This is a genomic window from Paraliobacillus sediminis (assembly GCF_003426055.1).
The window spans coordinates 169,088-188,459 of record NZ_QJSI01000003.1 but is presented as its reverse complement, the minus strand read 5'-3'; the positions used below and the strand labels follow the sequence as shown (position 1 = coordinate 188,459).

At 35.7% G+C, this 19,372-nt stretch carries 22 protein-coding genes; 7 read left to right on the top strand and 15 right to left on the bottom strand.

Features of this window, described 5'->3' with window-relative positions; translation table 11 throughout:
* Together leuC and leuD are read left to right on the top strand one after the other, a co-directional pair.
* Window positions 1-1,416, top strand: a complete 1,416-nt coding sequence (gene leuC / locus D2K60_RS13595) for a 3-isopropylmalate dehydratase large subunit (RefSeq protein ID WP_117169883.1) — start codon at window positions 1-3, stop codon at window positions 1,414-1,416.
* 96 nt (window positions 1,417-1,512) lie between these two features.
* On the top strand, window positions 1,513-2,121 hold the full coding sequence (gene leuD, locus D2K60_RS13590) for a 3-isopropylmalate dehydratase small subunit (protein WP_117169884.1): 609 nt from the start codon (window positions 1,513-1,515) through the stop codon (window positions 2,119-2,121).
* Between the two features lie 518 nt (window positions 2,122-2,639).
* Here leuD and D2K60_RS13585 read toward each other — a convergent pair.
* Window positions 2,640-2,939 (bottom strand): hypothetical protein, encoded by a 300-nt coding sequence (locus D2K60_RS13585; RefSeq protein WP_117169885.1) that lies wholly within the window; start codon window positions 2,937-2,939, stop codon window positions 2,640-2,642.
* Window positions 2,940-3,188: 249 nt separating this feature from the next.
* On the opposite strand from D2K60_RS13585, the gene D2K60_RS13580 reads away from it, so the two are divergent.
* From D2K60_RS13580 to D2K60_RS13565, 4 genes are all read left to right on the top strand, one after another.
* Complete coding sequence (locus D2K60_RS13580; RefSeq protein ID WP_240335292.1) at window positions 3,189-4,307, top strand: amino acid ABC transporter substrate-binding protein; 1,119 nt, start codon at window positions 3,189-3,191, stop codon at window positions 4,305-4,307.
* An 82-nt stretch (window positions 4,308-4,389) separates the two neighbouring features.
* Entirely contained in the window at window positions 4,390-5,562 is a 1,173-nt protein-coding gene (locus D2K60_RS13575; RefSeq protein WP_117169887.1) for an amino acid ABC transporter permease, read from the top strand.
* A gap of 5 nt (window positions 5,563-5,567) precedes the next feature.
* Entirely contained in the window at window positions 5,568-6,770 is a 1,203-nt protein-coding gene (locus tag D2K60_RS13570; protein WP_117169888.1) for an amino acid ABC transporter permease, read from the top strand.
* Between the two features lie 22 nt (window positions 6,771-6,792).
* Complete coding sequence (locus D2K60_RS13565) at window positions 6,793-7,554, top strand: amino acid ABC transporter ATP-binding protein (RefSeq protein WP_117169889.1); 762 nt, start codon at window positions 6,793-6,795, stop codon at window positions 7,552-7,554.
* Between the two features lie 157 nt (window positions 7,555-7,711).
* Here D2K60_RS13565 and D2K60_RS13560 read toward each other — a convergent pair whose 3' ends face one another.
* The 11 genes from D2K60_RS13560 to D2K60_RS13515 all read right to left on the bottom strand — a co-directional run bounded on the left by D2K60_RS13560 (window position 7,712) and on the right by D2K60_RS13515 (window position 16,857).
* Window positions 7,712-8,500 (bottom strand): ABC transporter permease subunit, encoded by a 789-nt coding sequence (locus tag D2K60_RS13560; RefSeq protein ID WP_117169890.1) that lies wholly within the window; start codon window positions 8,498-8,500, stop codon window positions 7,712-7,714.
* On the bottom strand, window positions 8,497-9,423 hold the full coding sequence (locus D2K60_RS13555) for an ABC transporter ATP-binding protein (protein ID WP_117169891.1): 927 nt from the start codon (window positions 9,421-9,423) through the stop codon (window positions 8,497-8,499). The genes D2K60_RS13560 and D2K60_RS13555 overlap by 4 nt, the downstream gene beginning before the upstream one ends.
* A gap of 144 nt (window positions 9,424-9,567) precedes the next feature.
* On the bottom strand, window positions 9,568-10,110 hold the full coding sequence (locus tag D2K60_RS13550) for a helix-turn-helix domain-containing protein (protein WP_117169892.1): 543 nt from the start codon (window positions 10,108-10,110) through the stop codon (window positions 9,568-9,570).
* A gap of 268 nt (window positions 10,111-10,378) precedes the next feature.
* Window positions 10,379-11,428, bottom strand: a complete 1,050-nt coding sequence (locus tag D2K60_RS13545) for a lactonase family protein (RefSeq protein ID WP_117169893.1) — start codon at window positions 11,426-11,428, stop codon at window positions 10,379-10,381.
* Window positions 11,429-11,563: 135 nt separating this feature from the next.
* Complete coding sequence (locus tag D2K60_RS20735) at window positions 11,564-11,710, bottom strand: hypothetical protein (RefSeq protein ID WP_162880719.1); 147 nt, start codon at window positions 11,708-11,710, stop codon at window positions 11,564-11,566.
* A 182-nt stretch (window positions 11,711-11,892) separates the two neighbouring features.
* Window positions 11,893-12,312 (bottom strand): hypothetical protein, encoded by a 420-nt coding sequence (locus D2K60_RS13540; protein WP_117169894.1) that lies wholly within the window; start codon window positions 12,310-12,312, stop codon window positions 11,893-11,895.
* A 77-nt stretch (window positions 12,313-12,389) separates the two neighbouring features.
* Window positions 12,390-12,989 carry an alpha/beta hydrolase gene (locus D2K60_RS13535; protein WP_117169895.1) on the bottom strand — a complete coding sequence of 200 codons (600 nt, stop codon included), beginning with the start codon at window positions 12,987-12,989 and terminating at the stop codon, window positions 12,390-12,392.
* Window positions 12,990-13,097: 108 nt separating this feature from the next.
* The gene (locus tag D2K60_RS13530) at window positions 13,098-14,420 is read right to left on the bottom strand and encodes a DUF4129 domain-containing protein (RefSeq protein WP_117169896.1); all 1,323 of its coding nucleotides are present in this window, start codon (window positions 14,418-14,420) and stop codon (window positions 13,098-13,100) included.
* Window positions 14,417-15,529 carry a DUF58 domain-containing protein gene (locus D2K60_RS13525; protein WP_117169897.1) on the bottom strand — a complete coding sequence of 371 codons (1,113 nt, stop codon included), beginning with the start codon at window positions 15,527-15,529 and terminating at the stop codon, window positions 14,417-14,419. The genes D2K60_RS13530 and D2K60_RS13525 overlap by 4 nt, the downstream gene beginning before the upstream one ends.
* Window positions 15,530-15,532: 3 nt before the next feature.
* Entirely contained in the window at window positions 15,533-16,498 is a 966-nt protein-coding gene (locus D2K60_RS13520; RefSeq protein WP_117169898.1) for an AAA family ATPase, read from the bottom strand.
* A gap of 146 nt (window positions 16,499-16,644) precedes the next feature.
* A complete protein-coding gene (locus D2K60_RS13515; protein WP_117169899.1) occupies window positions 16,645-16,857 on the bottom strand; it encodes a hypothetical protein in 213 nt (70 codons plus the stop codon).
* Between the two features lie 185 nt (window positions 16,858-17,042).
* Between D2K60_RS13515 and sda the strand changes: the two genes are divergently transcribed.
* Window positions 17,043-17,174 (top strand): sporulation histidine kinase inhibitor Sda, encoded by a 132-nt coding sequence (gene sda, locus D2K60_RS13510; RefSeq protein ID WP_117169900.1) that lies wholly within the window; start codon window positions 17,043-17,045, stop codon window positions 17,172-17,174.
* A 188-nt stretch (window positions 17,175-17,362) separates the two neighbouring features.
* On the opposite strand, the gene D2K60_RS13505 is transcribed toward sda, so the two are convergent.
* The 3 genes from D2K60_RS13505 to D2K60_RS13495 all read right to left on the bottom strand — a co-directional run bounded on the left by D2K60_RS13505 (window position 17,363) and on the right by D2K60_RS13495 (window position 19,354).
* Window positions 17,363-17,803, bottom strand: a complete 441-nt coding sequence (locus D2K60_RS13505; RefSeq protein WP_117169901.1) for a DUF5392 family protein — start codon at window positions 17,801-17,803, stop codon at window positions 17,363-17,365.
* Between the two features lie 176 nt (window positions 17,804-17,979).
* Window positions 17,980-18,702 (bottom strand): amino acid ABC transporter ATP-binding protein, encoded by a 723-nt coding sequence (locus D2K60_RS13500; RefSeq protein ID WP_117169902.1) that lies wholly within the window; start codon window positions 18,700-18,702, stop codon window positions 17,980-17,982.
* Window positions 18,695-19,354 carry an amino acid ABC transporter permease gene (locus D2K60_RS13495; RefSeq protein ID WP_117169903.1) on the bottom strand — a complete coding sequence of 220 codons (660 nt, stop codon included), beginning with the start codon at window positions 19,352-19,354 and terminating at the stop codon, window positions 18,695-18,697. Before D2K60_RS13495 ends, D2K60_RS13500 begins: the two co-directional genes overlap by 8 nt.
* Window positions 19,355-19,372: the final 18 nt, after the last annotated feature.

Here is a 19,372-nt window from a genome sequence, read left to right as displayed (position 1 = left end):
ATGGGAAAAGCCAAAACAGTTATCGAAAAAATCTGGGATAAACATGTTGTCCATGAAGAAGAAGGTAAACCAGATCTTCTCTATATTGACCTTCACCTTGTTCATGAAGTTACCTCCCCTCAAGCTTTTGAGGGATTGCGTTTGCAAGGTCGGACGGTTCGTCAACCAAATCGAACATTTGCAACGATGGATCACAACGTACCTACTGTGCACCGAAATGTTATTAAAGATGAAGTATCAAAAAAACAAATGGATCAACTAAAAATAAACTGTAAAGAATTCGGTGTACCTTTGGCAGGTATTAATCACCGTCATCAAGGTATTGTACACGTCATTGGTCCTGAACTTGGTTTAACACAACCTGGAAAGACAATTGTATGTGGAGACAGTCATACATCTACACACGGTGCCTTTGGTGCTTTAGCATTTGGTATTGGTACGAGTGAAGTAGAGCATGTTCTTGCTACGCAAACAATCTGGCAAGCAAAACCTAAAACCTTGAATGTAAAAATCGACGGAAAATTAGGTGTCGGTATAACGGCTAAAGATTTAATACTTGCTATAATCGGTAAATTTGGTGTTAAATTCGGAACTGGTTATGTCATTGAATATACCGGTGAAGCGATTCGAAGTCTATCTATGGAAGGTCGTATGACCATCTGTAACATGTCGATCGAAGCTGGAGCTCGTGCTGGCTTAGTAAGTCCAGATGACACAACAGTTGACTATCTTCGTGGAAAACAATATATACCAAAAGATGAAGATACATTTAACCAGTTGGCTTCAGACTGGAAAGCACTTGCTAGTGATGAAGGTGCCAGTTATGACGCTATGGTAGAAATGAATGCAGCAGAAATTGAACCACAAGTTACATGGGGAACGAACCCAAGTATGTGTATTCCAATTAGTGCTAATATTCCTAGTCCTGATGATGCAACATCTGAGAATGATAGAAATGAAATAATTAGTGCATTAGAATATATGGGATTAGAAGCCGGTAAACCAATATCATCGGTAGAAATAAAGCATGTTTTTATCGGATCTTGTACAAATTCACGACTAGCTGATTTACAACGTGCTGCCGAGATCATTAATGGTAGAAAAGTACACCCGAATGTACGCGCTTTGGTAGTTCCTGGCTCACAGTCTGTTAAAACAGCAGCTGAAGAACTTGGATTAGATCGTGTCTTTATTGATGCTGGTTTTGAATGGCGTGGAGCCGGTTGTAGTATGTGTCTTGCAATGAATGATGATGTTGTCCCTTCTGGTGAACGTTGTGCCTCTACTTCAAACCGTAACTTTGAAGGACGTCAAGGTACTGGTGCACAAACACACCTAGTTAGTCCAGAAATGGCTGCTGCTGCTGCAATTGAAGGACGATTCGTTGATGTCCGCAACTTGCCTGTAGGTGTGTAAGCTTAATGGATGTGAGGTAACAAATTAATAGATTTCCACTATTAATTTGTTACCTCACTCCCCTTTTACCATTAAATTAATTAGGAGGTACTTCAAATGGAACCAATTCGCAAACATAATGGACTTGTTTATCCACTGAATCGAGCTAATGTTGATACAGATCAAATCATTCCAAAACAATTCTTAAAAAGAATTTCTCGTTTAGGGTTTGGCGAGTTCTTATTCTATAATTGGCGTTATGATGAAAAGGGTCAACCTAGACCTGATTTTTCTTTAAATCAACCCAAATATACAAATGCTTCTATTTTAGTTGCAGGTGATAACTTTGGTTGTGGTTCCTCTCGTGAGCATGCTCCTTGGGCTCTACAAGATTTTGGTTTTAGAGTTATAATAGCATCTAGTTTTGCAGACATTTTCTATAATAACTGCACAAAAAATGGTATTTTACCTGTTCGTTTAACCGATCAAGAAGCACAACAATTAATTGAAAATGCACAAGCAAAGGACTATAACATCACAGTAGATTTAGAATCAAAGAAAGTTTACGATAGTGAAGGTTTTGAAGCTAGCTTTGACGTTGCGGCGTATCAAAGAGAAATGCTTTTAAATGGTTGGGATGAAATAGCAGTAACTTTAACCCAAGCAGATAAAATCGATAAATTCGAATCAAACCATATCATTCACCCAGCTGTTATCACAAACTAAAAAAACCTCCTTATAGGAGGTTTTTTTAGTTTTTTTATAAGACCTTCTTGCTAGTTAAACGACGCAATAGATAGAAACTGCGACGTAACTTCCTTACCCGCTACGTCAGCAAATGGGCTCCCTTTCTGTGGGCACAGCCTCAGCTAACTTGGTAAAGAAAAACACTTTACCAAGTGGATCTTCGGCTTGTGCTGTTCCCACTAGAGTGTCACCCATTTGCTTCCTTCGCTGGATAGCGTATCATTGTGACAAATATCATTATTATTATATAACGAAGCAATTTATCTCTATTATTATCACGGTATAAGAAACTAGCGTATCAAGTGAAATTGACGACACTCCTGCAGGAACAGCACGGGCTGAAGATCCACTTTGGAAAGCGCTTTTTGCTTTCCAAAGTTAGCTGAAGCCGTGCCTGCGGAAAGGGAGTCAATTTCACTTGTGAAGCGGGTCAAGAAATCCTGTTACGTCGCAGTTGATAAATATAATGAATCAATATTATAAATATCCCGCTTAATTTAATGATCATGGCTGTGTATGACTTCCTCTGAGGTTACGTTTGTTTCCATATGATCGTGTACTTTGCAGTATCTTACTTCTGTTCTAACTTTATTTATCACGTTGCACGTTTTTTCCTTTTGAATAAAATGGTGCCACACATTAAAATCATGAGAATAAATTGGAACATGATGATAGGAAACCCTTTGGATCTCCCATATATGATTCTCAGATTGTCGCTCATCTTCATGTGCAGCTTGCACAATAGTTGGCTGCATAAAACACATTACGATAAAACCACATGCTAACCCTATTTTCATTGCAGTAACTCCCTTTCACCAAACACTTTCTTTTTTTGTTAGTTTACCTCACATTTAATAAACTATACCTAACAAAAAGTTGAAATAATTATCAGAATTTTCAAAATATATCGTCAGGCAATCTTACAAACTAGTGTTTTTTTGTGTGAACTCTCTATACACTTAGTCTGTAGGATGTTCCAACAACACTTTTCACCAAAGTTCTATACCTTTTACATAGAACTTTTAAAAAAACAAGGGGGATTTAATTTGAGAAATCGAAAAAATTATTTATCTGCATTATTGGCTAGCTTTTTCTTGATTCTCGCACTATTTTTAACTGGATGTTCATCCGATGAGGATGCTAGCACAGATGAAAGTGATACACCTACAGAAGAAGAAACGGATACGGAAGAAACTTCTTCTGACAGCGACGCTGGCTCTACTCTCGCTGCTGTTGAAGAAAGAGGAGAAGTTGTTGTTGGTGGTAATAGTCAATTACCTGGTTTTGGTTATGTAAATGAAGACGGTGATTATGAAGGTTTTGATATTGATTTTGGTAAAGCACTTGCTGCCGCTATCTTTGATGATCCAGAAGCGATTGAAGTAAGACCCCTTTCTGCTCAAGAACGTTTTACCGCTTTACAAACCGGTGAAATTGACGTTCTGATTCGAAATACAACATGGACAACTACTCGCGATACTGAACTAGGAACAAATTTTGGCCCAACTACTTTTTATGATGGTCAAGGAATGATGGTAACAAAAGAGAGTGGTATAACTACTCTAGCTGATTTAGCTGGAGCACGTATCGGTGTTGAAACAGGTACGACAACAGAAATGAACTTAGCTGACCAATTCCGGAAATTAGGTATTGAATATGAACAAGTAGTATTTGATGATAGCGATTCATTAGTTGAGGCATATGAAGCAGGTACAGTTGATGCGTGGACTACTGATAAATCAGGTCTAGTTTCACGTCAAGCAACATTAGCTGAACCTGATGCACATCTAATCCTTACTGAGGCTTTATCGAAAGAACCACTTGGACCAACAGTAAGACAAGGTGATGATCAATGGTTCAACATTGTTAAATGGGTAACATTTGCAATTATTGAGGCTGAAGAACTAGAAATCACCTCTGAAAATATTGATGATTTTATGGACAGTGAAGATCCTGTAGTTCGTAGATTCTTAGGAATCGAAGGTGAACTTGGTAGTTTAATGGGTTTACCAAATGACTTCGCTTATCGTGTAATCAAACATGTTGGTAACTATGAAGAGATATACAATCGTAATTTAGGCACAGATTCAGTCTTTAATTTAGAACGTGGTTATAATACAAACTGGAAAGATGGTGGATTACTCTACTCTCCACCATTCAATTAAGATTATCTAATAAATGATCAAGATCTGCTCTCTTCAGTTAAGGGAGCAGGTCAATTTATTTCTATACGGAAGGGTGAATAACATGAATAAAGAACAAACTGTCCGTACACCGTTCTGGCGTGATAATCGAATTCTACCTATCCTATTTCAAGTAACATTCGTCATTTTCATTTTTCTTGTTGGTGCTTATTTAATTAATAATGCACGTGCTGGATTGGATCGGATTGGAATGGATTTAGGCGTTGGATTTTTAAACAATACTGCCTCATTTAACATTTCTGAATCAATGATTGATTATCAACCCACTGATACATATCTACGAGCAATTTTAGTTGGAATTCTAAACACAATCAAGGTAGCAATAATTGGAATTTTTTTCGCCACTTTAATTGGGGTTTTTGTTGGTATCTCACGCCTTTCTACGAATTGGCTCGTTCAAAAATTAGCAGGATTGTATATTGATGTATTTCGTAATACACCTTTACTTGTTCAAATATTCATCTGGTATTTTGCAGTTTTATTACCCTTGCCAGCTGTTGAAGAAAGTGTAAAGATCGGACCTGCATTCTTGAGTAATCGTGGCATTGCGATACCATGGTTAAATATGAACGCCCACACGTTTACATGGCTACTTCTATTTTTTATTGGTCTAGTAGGTGCACTCATTCTATGGAAAATAAAACGAACAAAACAAATTGAAACAGGTAATAAAAAGTATCCTGTTGTTTGGGGTATAGGAACCTTAATACTCTCTCTTCTCCTTGCATTTGTGATTACCGTGTCTGGGCCAGTAAATATAGATACGCCAGTTCTAGGTACTTTTAATTTCGAAGGTGGGTATATTATATCACCAGAATTCTTAGCTGTTTTACTAGGTTTAACCATTTATACAGCAACTTATATTGCTGAAATTGTTCGTGGCGGTATCCTTTCCGTTGCTAAAGGGCAAAAAGAAGCAGCCAAAGCATTGGGGTTAAAAAGTTCTACCACAATGCGTCTCGTTGTTTTTCCACAAGCTGTAAGGATTATCATACCACCATTAACAAGTCAGTATCTTAATCTCACTAAAAACTCAAGTTTAGCGATTGCAGCAGGATACGCAGACTTAGTATTTGTTGCAAATACAACAATGAATCAAGCAGGACATTTTATAGAAATGATTGTCATTATGATTTTGGTTTACTTAACTTTAAGTTTAATAACGTCTGTCTTTATGAATTTCTATAATGCCAAATCTCGTTTAGTGGAGAGGTGAGTAGAATGAATTTGAATACAAATACAAACCAAGTAACAAGCTCCATTAAGCCACCGAAAAATTCACCAGGTATATTAACGTGGCTAAAAAGGAATATGTTTAATAGTTGGTGGAATGTTTTATTATCCTTTATTTCAATTTTTTTGCTCTATCAAATAGTCTCTGGTACAGCAAATTGGGTATTCATCACTGCCGAATGGGATGTAATTAGTAATAACTACCGCTTGTTTATGGTTGGTCAGTATGAACGATCGGAGCTGTGGCGCGTTTGGGCTGGATTAGGATTTATCTCTCTTTTATTCGGGATGTCAGCTGGTATTTGGAAAGGCACACCCCGTATCCTTTCTGGTGTATTAATCTTTCTATATCTCGTTCATATTGTCGTACCGTTTACATCAGGAACTAGCAAACTATGGTTACTATCCACTATCGCGTTAATTATTGCAGGATATATTATTACGCCATATTTACCAAAGAAAAAAATGATTGTGATAATCGGCTTTTGTTTAGCCTTTCCACTAATTATCTTTTTGCTAAATGGATTTGGTATCTTACCTGCAGTGAAATCAAATGTATGGGGTGGTTTACTCTTTACTGTATTATTATCAGCTGTAGCGATTATCTTTTCTTTCCCAATCGGAATTTTACTTGCATTAGGACGTACAAGTAAGCTGCCAGTAATAAAATACTTTTGTATCGGTTATATAGAAGTTATTCGCGGCATTCCTCTAATTACTGTATTGTTCATGGCTCAAATATTAATACCTATATTCTTACCGGAAGGTTTTGAAATCACCAATATTATTCGCGTTATGATAGGTTGTACGTTATTTACAGCCGCCTATATGGCTGAGAACGTGCGTGGGGGGCTTCAGTCTATCCCGAATGGTCAATACGAAGCTTCAAAAGCAATTGGCTTAAATTCCATACATTCGATGACATTCATCATTATGCCACAAGCATTACGCGCTGTAATTCCCGCCATTGTGGGACAGAGTATTTCCATGTTTAAAGATACTTCTCTCGTTGCAATTGTTGGATTATTCGATATTTTAGGTATTGCGCAAACAGTCAAGTCTAACCCTGATTACCTAGGACGACATATGGAAGTGTATCTATTCATTGCGCTCGTTTATTGGGTAATTGCTTATGCAATGGCCTACTCTAGTCGCCGTTTAGAACGATCTTTAGGTGTCGGTGAACGCTAATAACTAATAAGGAGGAATTGATATGATCGAAAGTACCGCGAAACAAACAGAACAAGGTCCGATAATAGAATGTAAGAAAGTAAACAAATGGTTTGGTGATCTGCATGTGTTAAAAGATGTTACATTAACAGCAAATAAAGGCGAAGTTATCGTTATACTCGGTCCCTCGGGATCTGGAAAATCAACCTTTATCCGAACTATTAACGGACTAGAGGAAATACAAAAAGGAAAAATTCATATTGATGGTATTAATCTTTCACATGATATTAAAGATATTGAGGCAATTCGAAAAGAAACAGGGATGGTTTTTCAACAATTCAATCTTTTCCCTCATATGACTATTTTAAAGAATATCACATTAGCACCAATATGGGTTCGAAAAAAACCAAAAGCAGCAGCAGAAAAACTTGCACAAGAATTATTAGAACGCGTAGGAATTCCTGAACAAGCCGATAAATATCCAGGTCAACTTTCAGGTGGTCAACAACAACGCGTTGCGATCGCAAGGGCATTAGCAATGCAACCAGAAATTATGTTGTTTGACGAACCAACTTCTGCACTAGATCCAGAAATGATTAAAGAGGTTTTAGATGTTATGAAAGAATTAGCACGTTCAGGTATGACCATGTTAGTTGTCACACATGAAATGGGTTTTGCCAGAGAAGTTGCTGACCGCATCGTTCTTTTTGACCAGGGCGAGATTATTGAATCTGGTTCTCCTGAAGAATTATTTGATAATCCTAAAGAAGATCGTACAAAGCTATTTTTATCCCAAATACTATAACAATAATACAAAGGATCTGTCATTTTTGAACAGATCCTTTGCATGTATCACAATCTTTTTTCTAAAAAGTGAAGCGAACAACCTTCTGGCATACGGAACTTGACACTCCATCACCTTTCGAGGTACCTGATAACTAAAGCAGTTTCGAACAATCCCGTCAACGCAATATTGATTCATAGCTTATTTTTTTAAATGAACCATTCATCAAAAGCCATGCGATCATTGCCAACAAGACACCTAGCCCTAGCAAAACCCAAATATTAATAAAAATAAGACCGGTAAATTGTCCGACTACAAGAAATATTATCGGCAAAACTAAAAGAGAGCTGCGTTGCTGAGATTCCTCCATGGTCTGCGCTTTGGCTGACCCCCGCACAATCAACGTAATTGCAATTAAAGAGACTGCTGGTGAGAGTAACAAAAGTACCACTAGCCAGCTAATGTCCGGTAACAGCAGGCCACCTGTTGTCAGCAGTATTTCAAGTTGAGTTACAACTGTCATAAGGATAAAAGACAGGATGGCTACCAGTTCGCTCATGATAAACGAAGATAGTATCTTGGCCCGGAATATTTGTTTTAGAGAAAGAGGACAATATAAGAGCGTTTCCAGTGTTCGCTTTTCCTTCTCCCCAACAAAAGAACTCGCCGCCATAATTGATGCGGTCATAATAGGAATTATGATAAAGAAAACAGGCATAATGTTGTTTATTATCAAAGATATAACAGCGTTCTTCATGTTATCTAGTTGTAATCCCATAGGTAACTTACGGAGCATAGCTTCAAAGTCGTTCAAATCATTCGGCATAAAATGAACTAACATAATAAAAATTGAGGGCACAACGACTGTCAGCGCTATTGGAACGCATATCATGCCTATAAGCAACCGCTTGTTAGCGGTGATACCTCGCAAATCCTTTCTTATTAAAGATGATTGCATTGTATTCATAACTTTTTAGCCTCCTTCTGCTCTTTTCGCTTCTCAATCAGAGAGAAGTAAATTTCCTCCAACGACAATTTCTTTGCCGATATGGAATAAACGTTGCCACCAGCATCCACAATGCGTTTCACAATCGGTGGAATATCATCCTCCGTCTGCACATTAATTTCAACCCACTGTCCTTCAGTTCTATTGAAAGACACGTCTACAGGAAAACGATCTGCCTTTATGCGCACATTTAACCCGGAGAAAAGGTTACTTCGCAAAACATCAATACTACCTACTGCCAACAATGTCCCATCATCAATCAACCCATAGGAGGAACAGACCTCTTGAGCGTATCGTAACTGATGCGTACATAGGAAAACCGTAGTTCCTTTATCGTGTGCCAATTCTTTAATCATATTATTTACACTTTGTGCGCTCATAGGATCCAAGCCGGAGGTAGGTTCATCCAGGAATAGTATTTTTGGTGCATGGATCATGGCCCTAGCCAATGAAAGACGTTGGCGCATACCGGTAGAGTAAGTGGCCAGCTTTTTGTCTTTGGTAGCAGTAAGATCCAATCTCTCTAGCAACGCAAGTGCTCGTTTACGGCTTTCTTCTTTTGGTATTCCAAATAACGTACCATAAAAAATAATGTTTTCCAGTCCGGTTAGGTTGTCGTACATTTGTGCATGTTCCGTAACCACACCAGATATAGCGTGAACCTCCTCTGTTCTAACCGAGGAATTCATACCAAAAACATGGCAAGAACCTTCTGATGGAGAGATCATGCCATTTAAAAGTTTTACCGCAGTAGTCTTTCCAGCCCCATTAGGGCCCAAAAAACCAAATACTTCCCCTTCGTTGAGTTCAAAACTGACGTTATCCAATGCTTTTTTTCCTCCAGCGTATATTTTTGTCAGCTTTTCAGCGATAATTGCTTTCATGTGTTTTCCTCCCTGTTCAATAATTGTATTTATAACCTCTCAAAATAATATAATCATTATCTTTTTGATTATATTATCATTATGATAATATAATGTCAATAGATAAGCCCCCTTGTCTATGGGCGACAAGAAAGCTTTGAAAGACTATTTATTGTGATTTTCCGGCGGTGAAATAATCAAGCCAACATTTCGTAATTTTCTATCCGACTTAGGCCTATTCTTATATAGCGGTTGAATAATTTTCGCGTATTCCTCTATCGCCAAGGCCAATTCTTCCTCGGTTGCATATATTGGCGCAAGAGAAAAGCCCGACTGATCTTTTTGAATATCTATATCCGGATTTTTATAATACTCTTGAAATCGTTTGATAAAACTAAAAACATATTGCGTAAACATTTGTATATAAGCATCACCCGCATTTGGACCGGTTAACTCTTCTCCACTGATATCTAATTTAATGGCAACCGCATAAGTTTTTTCTATAGTCCCTCTCACTTGATTTTCTTCAACCACTTTCAAAATACCGTCATTTGTCATACGTTTCAGATAACGGTAAAGGGTTGCTTGTGGAATATCGTTATATATTTCCGCAAGTTGCTTAGCGGTTGCTTTTTCAGCAGTATGTAGCTCTAATAACAGTTTGCATTTTACTGGGTGTGTAAAGCAATCCATAACTTTTTGGTCCATAACATCCCCTCCCTTTTTGTGATAATATTATCACTTTGATAATACATAGTCAAATCATCTTGTAAACTGAAAATTACCTCAAATGTTAATTAAAAGTCCACTACCTAATTTTCACATATATGGTAAAAAGTTTATACAATAAAGAAAACCAAATTGAGAAACCTCTTATAGATGAGCAAAGGGTAAAGTCAACGCTAATAAATAAATATTTATTTGATTGGGTTAGCGCTAAAAAGATGGACCTTCTATAGTCGAAGGTCCATCTTTTTTAGGCTTCTAAAAATTTAACACAAACTGCTTCTGGTGCTGTAACATCTTTTTGTAACAATGTTAGTTTTCCTGTTTCTTCATTCCTACTAAAGAGTGCTAATGTGTTTGAATTTTGGTTAGCTGCAACTAAGAATTTTTCAGTAGGATCTAAAGCGAAATCTCTTGGCCAATCACCTGCAGTTGCTGTCCATTCAACAAAAGTGAGTTTATTTGTTGCTTGATCTATTGCAAACACTGCAATACTGTTGTGACCACGATTTGCTACGTAAATAAATTTACCGTCTTTTGTTATATGAATAGCACTACCATCATTTACATCAGTGTGATCCGATGGAATAGCTTTAATAGCTTGTATTTCCGTAAAGTGACCATCTTTTGCATCATATTCTAATGCAATAACTTCAGATGTTAATTCAGTCATAATATATGCATGTTTACCATCTGGATGGAAAACAATGTGACGCGGACCACTTCCAGGTTTTGGTTCAAAAGTTTGAACTTTCGTTAATTTACCCTTGTCTACAGCATAAGTAATTACATGATCACTACCCAAATCAATTGCGATTAAATGTTTCTCATCTGGTGTGAAGCCCGCGTAGTGGATATGTGGTTTTTCTTGACGGTCATGTGGTCCAGATCCTTCATGTTCTGCAACATCTACAAGTGATTGCAGCGAACCATTTGCAGAAGTTAGATAAGATTCTACCTTCTTTGTGTGGTAATTTGCTGTAACCACATTCGCATTATCTTTTGAAACACTAACATGGCAAGGTGGTGAACCAGCAGAAGCCAAACTATTTAATTGTGTTAAGTCTCCTGTCTGTTCATTTATAGAAAATGCCGTTACACCACCTTCTTCGCCTTCTTTTGATACCGCATACAGAAACTTGTTGTCTTTCGTTGTCGTAAGGTATGTTGGGTTATCTAGCTTTGCTACAGGAGTTACATTGGTAATCATTTCTTTTTCCAAATCTAATGTAAATTTATATACCCCTTCACTTGCTTTCTTTGTATACGAACCAATATAGCCTATTAAATTTTTCCCCATCACGTAAAACTCCTTTATGTATTGTATAGTTTCATTAATTATAACAAAAGAAGATCGTTATCGCCATGTATACACTTAATGAATTTTAAATTGAACGAGCAGACGAATTGATTTATTCGCCTACTCGTTAGTTTGTTACATATTTTTATTTTGTGTCATAGCAGAAGTCATTTTATTCATCGCATTTTTTCCGCCACCATTACGTCTCATGCTGTAATAAGTTGCAGCACCTACACCAATAGATGCAAGCATCGGAAGCATCATACCTCTATTTTTTTGCATTAGTTGTTCACCCCCTGCTTATACTTTTTACTAATTCCCCTAGAATACAACCTGTAATTTTTGACAAGCAGTGTCTGCAGTTTTATCTATTTTGACTTTAAATAACAACTCTTATTAAGAAAAGGTACTTCAGAACTAATAAAAAAGCTGCAGGATTATAGTATCCTACAGCTTTTTTCTAACTATATTATTTTCGAATTAATTGTCTGTTTTACTTGTTCGGCAATTTCAGTTGGGACCTTTGCTATTTGTATGACTATCCCAATACTTGTATTTACTATCAATTTACTAATTGGCACGTCTTGTGAACGAGAACCGATTGCAAAACGCTTTTCAGTACCTTGATCCTCTATTTGACAATTTAAAACATCTTTAAAATTAACACGCTTATCAACTGATAAATCCTCTGTATTCATCTTAAAATAAAAAACACGTTTATCTGTAACAAATAATAAATCGGTCGGCTTATCAAAAGTAGTTGCCATTTCTATTAATACTTCGTCCGTGTCTAACTTGTTTTTCTTAAAAACATCGGTATATTTCTTAATGATTTTTTTGCGTCCAAATCCAGCTTCATTAATTGTCTCTTCAATGGTATTCATCGCAGTACACTACCTCCTGAGTCAAACTTAACTATAAGCTAATTCTAGCATAACCAAACATTTTATGTTAAAAATATTTAATATTTTTTTTCATACCATACTTTAGCAGCATCTACTTCCGAACGAGTCAATTGATGGCCTTGGTTTTCCCAATGTAGGGTAACATCTGCACCGTTATCTTCTAAAACTTTATATAATTCCTTGGACTCAGCTTCCTTGCATAATGGATCATTGTGTCCTGCTCCAATAAAGACATCAACACTCTTAAGGTCAGGTAATGTGATATTCCTTCTAGGGACCATTGGGTGGTGTAAGATAGCGCCTTTTAATGCTTGCTCATGGTGAAATAATAAACTCCCCGCGATATTAGCACCATTTGAGTAGCCAATAGCAACAATATTAGCACGATCAAATTTATACTTATCTGCTGCTTCTGATAGGAATTCATTTAACTCTGTTGTTTGCTTTATTAAATCTTCTTCATCAAAAACGCCTTCCTCTAATCTCCTGAAGAAACGTGCCATACCATTTTCAGAAACATTTCCTTTGACACTTAGAACATTAGCAGTTGGATCAATTATTTCAGCTAGCGGTAGAAGATCTTGCTCTGTTCCACCTGTCCCATGTAATAATAATAATGTCCGATCTGAAGTACCTTCGTTAAATATATGTTTCATTTTATATTTCCCTTCCTTTCATTCGTTCGTATCTTGAATTCAAGATAATTATATGAATAATTAGAATGAGAGTCAAATAATACAATTATCTTTCATGCATCTTCTCTATTATTTATTGAATAATTGTTGGAAATCATCTTTATTAACCTTTTTAAGCTGTTCTTGTTCTTGACTATACCGTGCTTGGTTATATAGTTGGTCTAATTTTAATCGTGTTTCTTTTTCCAATAATTGATCTTGATCAATTCGAGTTAAAAGTTCATGTGCCGTTTCATTCTTCATTACTTCGTATCCTTCAGCTTGCGCTTTTTTAACAAATTGGCGATATAGAAAACGAATTTTTTCGGTTTCTGATAGTACTTCCCATTTTTTTTGTTTTAACAAGCGCAATTTCACAAACTTACTTGTCTGTCCTTTTATTTTATTTTGAAATTTATTCCAATCAAATAATGTTTCTTTTTCATCAGGGTGTGTTTGTGTGTTTTTATCAAGTAAAGATTTCCCACCTATTATTTCTATCATACGGTGAATGATGGAAATTACCCATACAATAAATTTTTTGAAGTTGTTTGATATTTTATACACGATAAATATTACAGCTACTATAAACACGACAATAGCAGTAATAGTGGCGACCATTTCCAGAATTCGAGCAAATTGAGATGGTTCATTTATTTCTTCCACTTGAAAAGGCATTTCACTTGGTGCTTCTTGTACTGGTTCTTCTATAGGGGCATCACTTTCAAAGAGACCAAAAAAACTAGAAATTGTTAAAAACATCATCCGTAACGTAGTTATTATAATTGTTTTGACTAAACCGAACTGTGTAAATATTGTTATAACAGCTAGCATGATCGTAATATAGACATAGTTTTGTTTTCGAATACCCGCGTTAACCGACTTTTTATCATTATTATCTAAAGTTGCCTCTTCCAAATGACTTGTATTTGATCTAAAAAGTAAAAGTACTAAAAACACTATGCCGCTTGCAGTTATGACTGGTAAATACGTTTCGAATGCTGTTGTATAACGATAAATGAAATAACTGATAAAGTATAACGGTACTCCAAATGACCACATAATATGAACAGGGAGTAGTACGTTCCAATTCGTTCTACTGTATTGAATTCCACGAAAGAGAATGCCACTGCTTAATAGTAAGACTCCAATCTTTTGAATGAGTGTACCATCATATAAAAGCATGTGGATAAGCGCAATAGAAAATATACTTAAAGTAATTAATACTTTTTTTTGAAAGAACTTGCCAATGCAAATGCCTAGCATGTATAAGAGTAGTATCCCTATTAAAAAGTACACATATAAAGAGACAGGGACGAACCAAATTGTTACACCAAGTAATATAGGAAAGAACCCTATATATTCAATAAAAGTCTGTGGAAAGGTTTGAAATACGTCATTACGCTGTATCACAATTCTCCTCCTTTGGGTTGATCAACATCTTCTGAAGTCATCCAAATTATTTCAACGGCATGGCCTTTATTTCGAAGTTGGTCAATTTGGTGTTGTGTCTCATTTGAAATGCGAGGGGTGATCAATACATAATCAATATTTCTGCTGTCATTACTAACTGCATCTTTAAGCAAATAATGAAAATTCCTACTACGATCGTATGTAAGTTGTGCCATAGAATCCAATAAATAAAATAAATGTCCATCACCGCTTGCAGGAAATATATTAACAAACGGTTTTATCTGCTCAAATTTATCTTTTTCCAATACGGCATTTGTTGCAAAACCTGTTTCAATCCCTTTGCTAATTGTATAATGTGCAATTGATGCCGCGTACCGAATAGAACTTTCAACTAATTGTTTATCTTCAATTGGTAGTTTAATATCGTCAGATTGATCGACATTCAAATAAATCATGACGTAATGATCTGCAGTATTGTCATACATGTTTACTTGTAATTGACTTGTCCGTGCAAATGCTTTCCAATTTATCGTATTAATTGGATCAGATTCTTGATAAGTTCGTGTACCAATCTTCATAAAAGGGTCATTCATAATCCAACTTTTTACTGTTTGTTCACCTATAAAGCTATGCACCGGTAAGGATAACTCCTCTAACTCTAATAATTTCGGATAGACAGTCAACACTGCATTCGTATCAAATTGCTGAAACCTTTCTTTAAAACCAAATAGGTCACCTGTTGCAAGTGACACCGTCTGCAGTTTATATACACCCCGCTTTAAACATGTTACTTCGTGCCTTCTCGTTATTTTTTGATATGGTAGAAAACTAAATAATGTACGATGAAATTGTTTATCTTCTGACAAGTGATCGGCTGTCTGTTTTATTTCTAAATTTAGATTGATTTTAGATTCTAAGCGTACCCACGGTAATGGCAATATCTTCTCATTAGCTATTTGATCAATAAGCTCTACATGTTGTCCTTCAAAAACAGCTTCTTTGTTAAATTTCCGATTATACGTTATTTTAGCTAAGCCCCATCTTTGAAAAAGAATACCTTGCATATAAATGAGTAAAATAGTTACGAACATGATCCAAGCGATATTCATAATTTATGAACCTTCTGTTGAAAATGATTCGGTTGGAACTGCGATACGCTCAAATATATTTTCAATAACAAGATCGGCTCCATTTAAGCTTCTACTAGCCATTGTTTTTAGGACTAATCGATGACTTAGAACAGATTTTGCCATCATTTTAATATCATCAGGGATGACGTGTTCTCTCCCTTTAATTGTTGCGTATGCTTGTACCGCTCGCAATAACGCTTGTGAACCACGAGGACTGATTCCAATTAATACCTCTTGATGGTGCCTTGTTTCCTCCACAATCGCCATTATATATTCTAATACTTCATCACTTACATATGTACCTGTAAATAGACTTTGTGCTTCTACAAGTGTTTCTTTATTCACAACTGCTTGAAGTGACTTTAATGGATCATTATCTTTAAAGCGCTTTAGTATTTCCATTCCTTCTTCTTTATCTGGATAGCCCATTTTTATTTTTAAGAAAAAACGATCTAACTGTGCTTCTGGTAATGGAAATGTTCCTTGATTCTCGATCGGATTTTGTGTAGCTATTACCATAAACGGCCGGTCCAGTATATAAGTTTTTCCATCTATCGTTACTTGTCGTTCTTCCATACTCTCTAATAAACTGGATTGTGTTCGAGGTGTTGCGCGATTAATTTCATCCGCTAATAGCAGATTCGTAAATAATGGGCCCGGTTGAAATTCAAATTCACCCTTATTCGTTCGATAGATCGTCAGTCCCGTTACATCCGTGGGCAAGAGATCTGGTGTAAATTGTATCCTGTTAAACCTACAGTCTAGTGAAGTCGCCAAAGATTTTGCTAACAATGTTTTCCCTGTGCCAGGAACATCTTCTAACAACACATGACGTGATGCAAGTAACGCTACTAAGAGTTGTTCAACAACATCGGATTTTCCAACAATGACTTTTTGTATATTCTCTTTTATTTTATTCGTCATCGCTTGAATATCTTTTGATTTCATAATTAACACGTCTCCCTTTCGTGGTTGCGCTTTCAATTATATTACTATAAGTAACATAAAAAAAGTATAAAGTATGTTTATATTTCAAAATATCGGGAAAAATAGAAAGGAGAATAGACTTATTAAGTAAACATGGTGCGGAATTGTCATACTACAATAAGATACCACCAAAAAAATAGTGAACTAAATACAGCTATACCTACAATAAAGCTTTTTAACGTCCTACTCAAGGAATTAGGTATAAAATGTAATAGCAGGCTCATTATTAAGCCAGTAATAAGAATAAATAGGGCAGCATATAAAAATAAACCTAATAAATTATCGACAGGAGTTTCCATTGATTCAATTAATGTAGTCATCTCTCCACCTCTTAATACACTCTTGTTCATTTCATTTATTTAACAATATAAATCTAGTACAAATAATATTATAACATTTTCTCCGATATAACAACTAAAATTTAGTTTATTGTACAATATAACCCATTTAAGGAATCCGTATTCCTAGAGCATTACATTACACCACAAAGAAAGTGGGAGATGAGATGAATCAATTAACAGATAAACAGCTCATTGAAGCCTATAAAACTGCAATGCGATTAAAATTAGATAACCAATTTATATTTTTATTAAAAGAAGAGATACTCGTGCGAAATATAAGTAGCAAAGAAAATTAAGCGTTACATCCCACATAAAAAGTTATCCATATATATATCATGTAAAGCAACATTGAGGCAAAAATCCTTGTGATTATAAGTGCACCTAATTATACCAATACCTTCAAGAAAAACATATGAACATTTTTCAACAAATTAAAAAAACTAGTAACCACTTAACGTGGTTACTAGTTTTTTTTCGTGCTACGTTAAAACGTATTTTGCTTTTCTTTGTTCTCTTCATTTAAAAATTTAAAAAAGATTTGCAGACTCATTTTAGAGTGTTCTTTTACCATATTTATATATGCTTTTTTCTTATCATCCGTAACAATATGGCTAGTCTGGATACGCTCAATTATATGTTTTTTACCAATTTGATGTATCTTTTTATTAACATGTTTTGATTCTTTATACAATGCCATGCCTATTGAGGTAATAAAAGCATAAATACCTGCAATCGGTAACGCTTCAGAGTTCCAACTACTTTGAAAAGCAATGATTATCAAATTTATTCCGCCTACTAACATGAGCGGAAAAGCAAATAATACATACCGCGAATTCCTTTTCATTAATGGGTGAACCTGTTCTGCTATCTTTTCCATTTCTCTTTTTATAAAAAATGGCATATTCTCAAATAATAAAGGATTCATAAAAAACACCCTTTCATTTTATTTACATGTTATACCTTAATAGTACTACTATACATTCAAGGCTTCATAACCTTTTATAACTATTATATAGTGACTGTGATTTACGGTCAATTTAAATGATTTATTACAAAAAAAAAGAGCTAACTAATCAAAGTTAACTCTTAAGTGAAGATTTCTTATAATATTTTCTCTAAAAATGCTGCAGCACGCTCTGTTTTAGGTTTATCAAAGAACTGATTTGGTTCGCCTTCTTCAACTAATTTACCGTGATCTAAAAAGATCACCCGATCAGCAACTTCTCGAGCAAAGCCCATCTCATGTGTTACGACAGCCATTGTCATACCAGAGTGCGCTAAATCTTTCATTACATCCAGTACTTCTTTAACCATTTCAGGATCTAAAGCTGATGTCGGTTCATCAAATAACATTAAATCAGGTTCCATCGCTAATGCACGAGCAATTGCGACACGTTGTTTTTGACCACCTGAAAGACTGCTTGGATAAGCTTCCTCTTTATCTGTTAAACCGACTTTAGCTAAAAGCTCTTTCGCTTTTTCTTGTGCCTCAGCTTTTGATTCACGTTTTACTTTTATCGGTGCATACGTTAAATTATCCAACACAGATAAGTGAGGGAATAAGTGAAAGTGTTGAAATACCATGCCAATCTTTTCTCTTACTTTCATAATATTTGTCGCAGGATCTGTTAAGCTCTGACCGTTAATATATATTTTACCCTCTGTCGGTTTTTCTAATAAATTGATACATCGTAAAAAAGTTGATTTACCTGAACCAGAAGGCCCAATAATCGAGACAACTTCCCCTTTTTTAATTTCCGCAGAGATGTCTGTTAATACTTCATTGTTTCCAAACTTTTTAGATAAATGTTCTACTTTAATCACTAATCCTCAACCTCCGTTCCACTAGCTTACCTGCTATCGTAAGTGCCATAACTAATAGATAGTATATCACACCAACAAATAACAACGGTTCAAAATTGCGATACAAATCAGCACCAACGACCTGTGCACGACGCATTAGATCTAGATAACCAATTGTTGAGACTAATGCTGATTCTTTTGTTAAAGTAATAAATTCATTCATTAACGCCGGCAAAATATTTTTCATTGCTTGTGGTAGTATAATATCAGTCATCATCTGACGATACGGTATCCCTAATGCTTGTGCAACTTCAGTTTGACCCTTATCAACTGCTTGAATACCAGCACGAATGATCTCTGATACATACGCAGATGAATTTAACCCAAATGCTAAGACCGCTGATAAGAAGGGTTGAATATCATATCCTGTAAGTTGTGGAACTGCAAAATAAATGATCATCAATTGTAAAATTAACGGTGTTCCACGAAAAATCGAAGTATATGCATCAGCAAACCATCTCAGTGGACGAATGCTGCCAATTTTAAATAATGCTAAGATGGTTCCTAAAATAAAACCAAATATAATAGCGACAAATACAAACTTTAATGTTACCCATATTCCTTCTATCATAAAAGGAATATAAGGCACGATTTGGCTAAAATCCAAATTCATGCCTTACACCTCATTTCT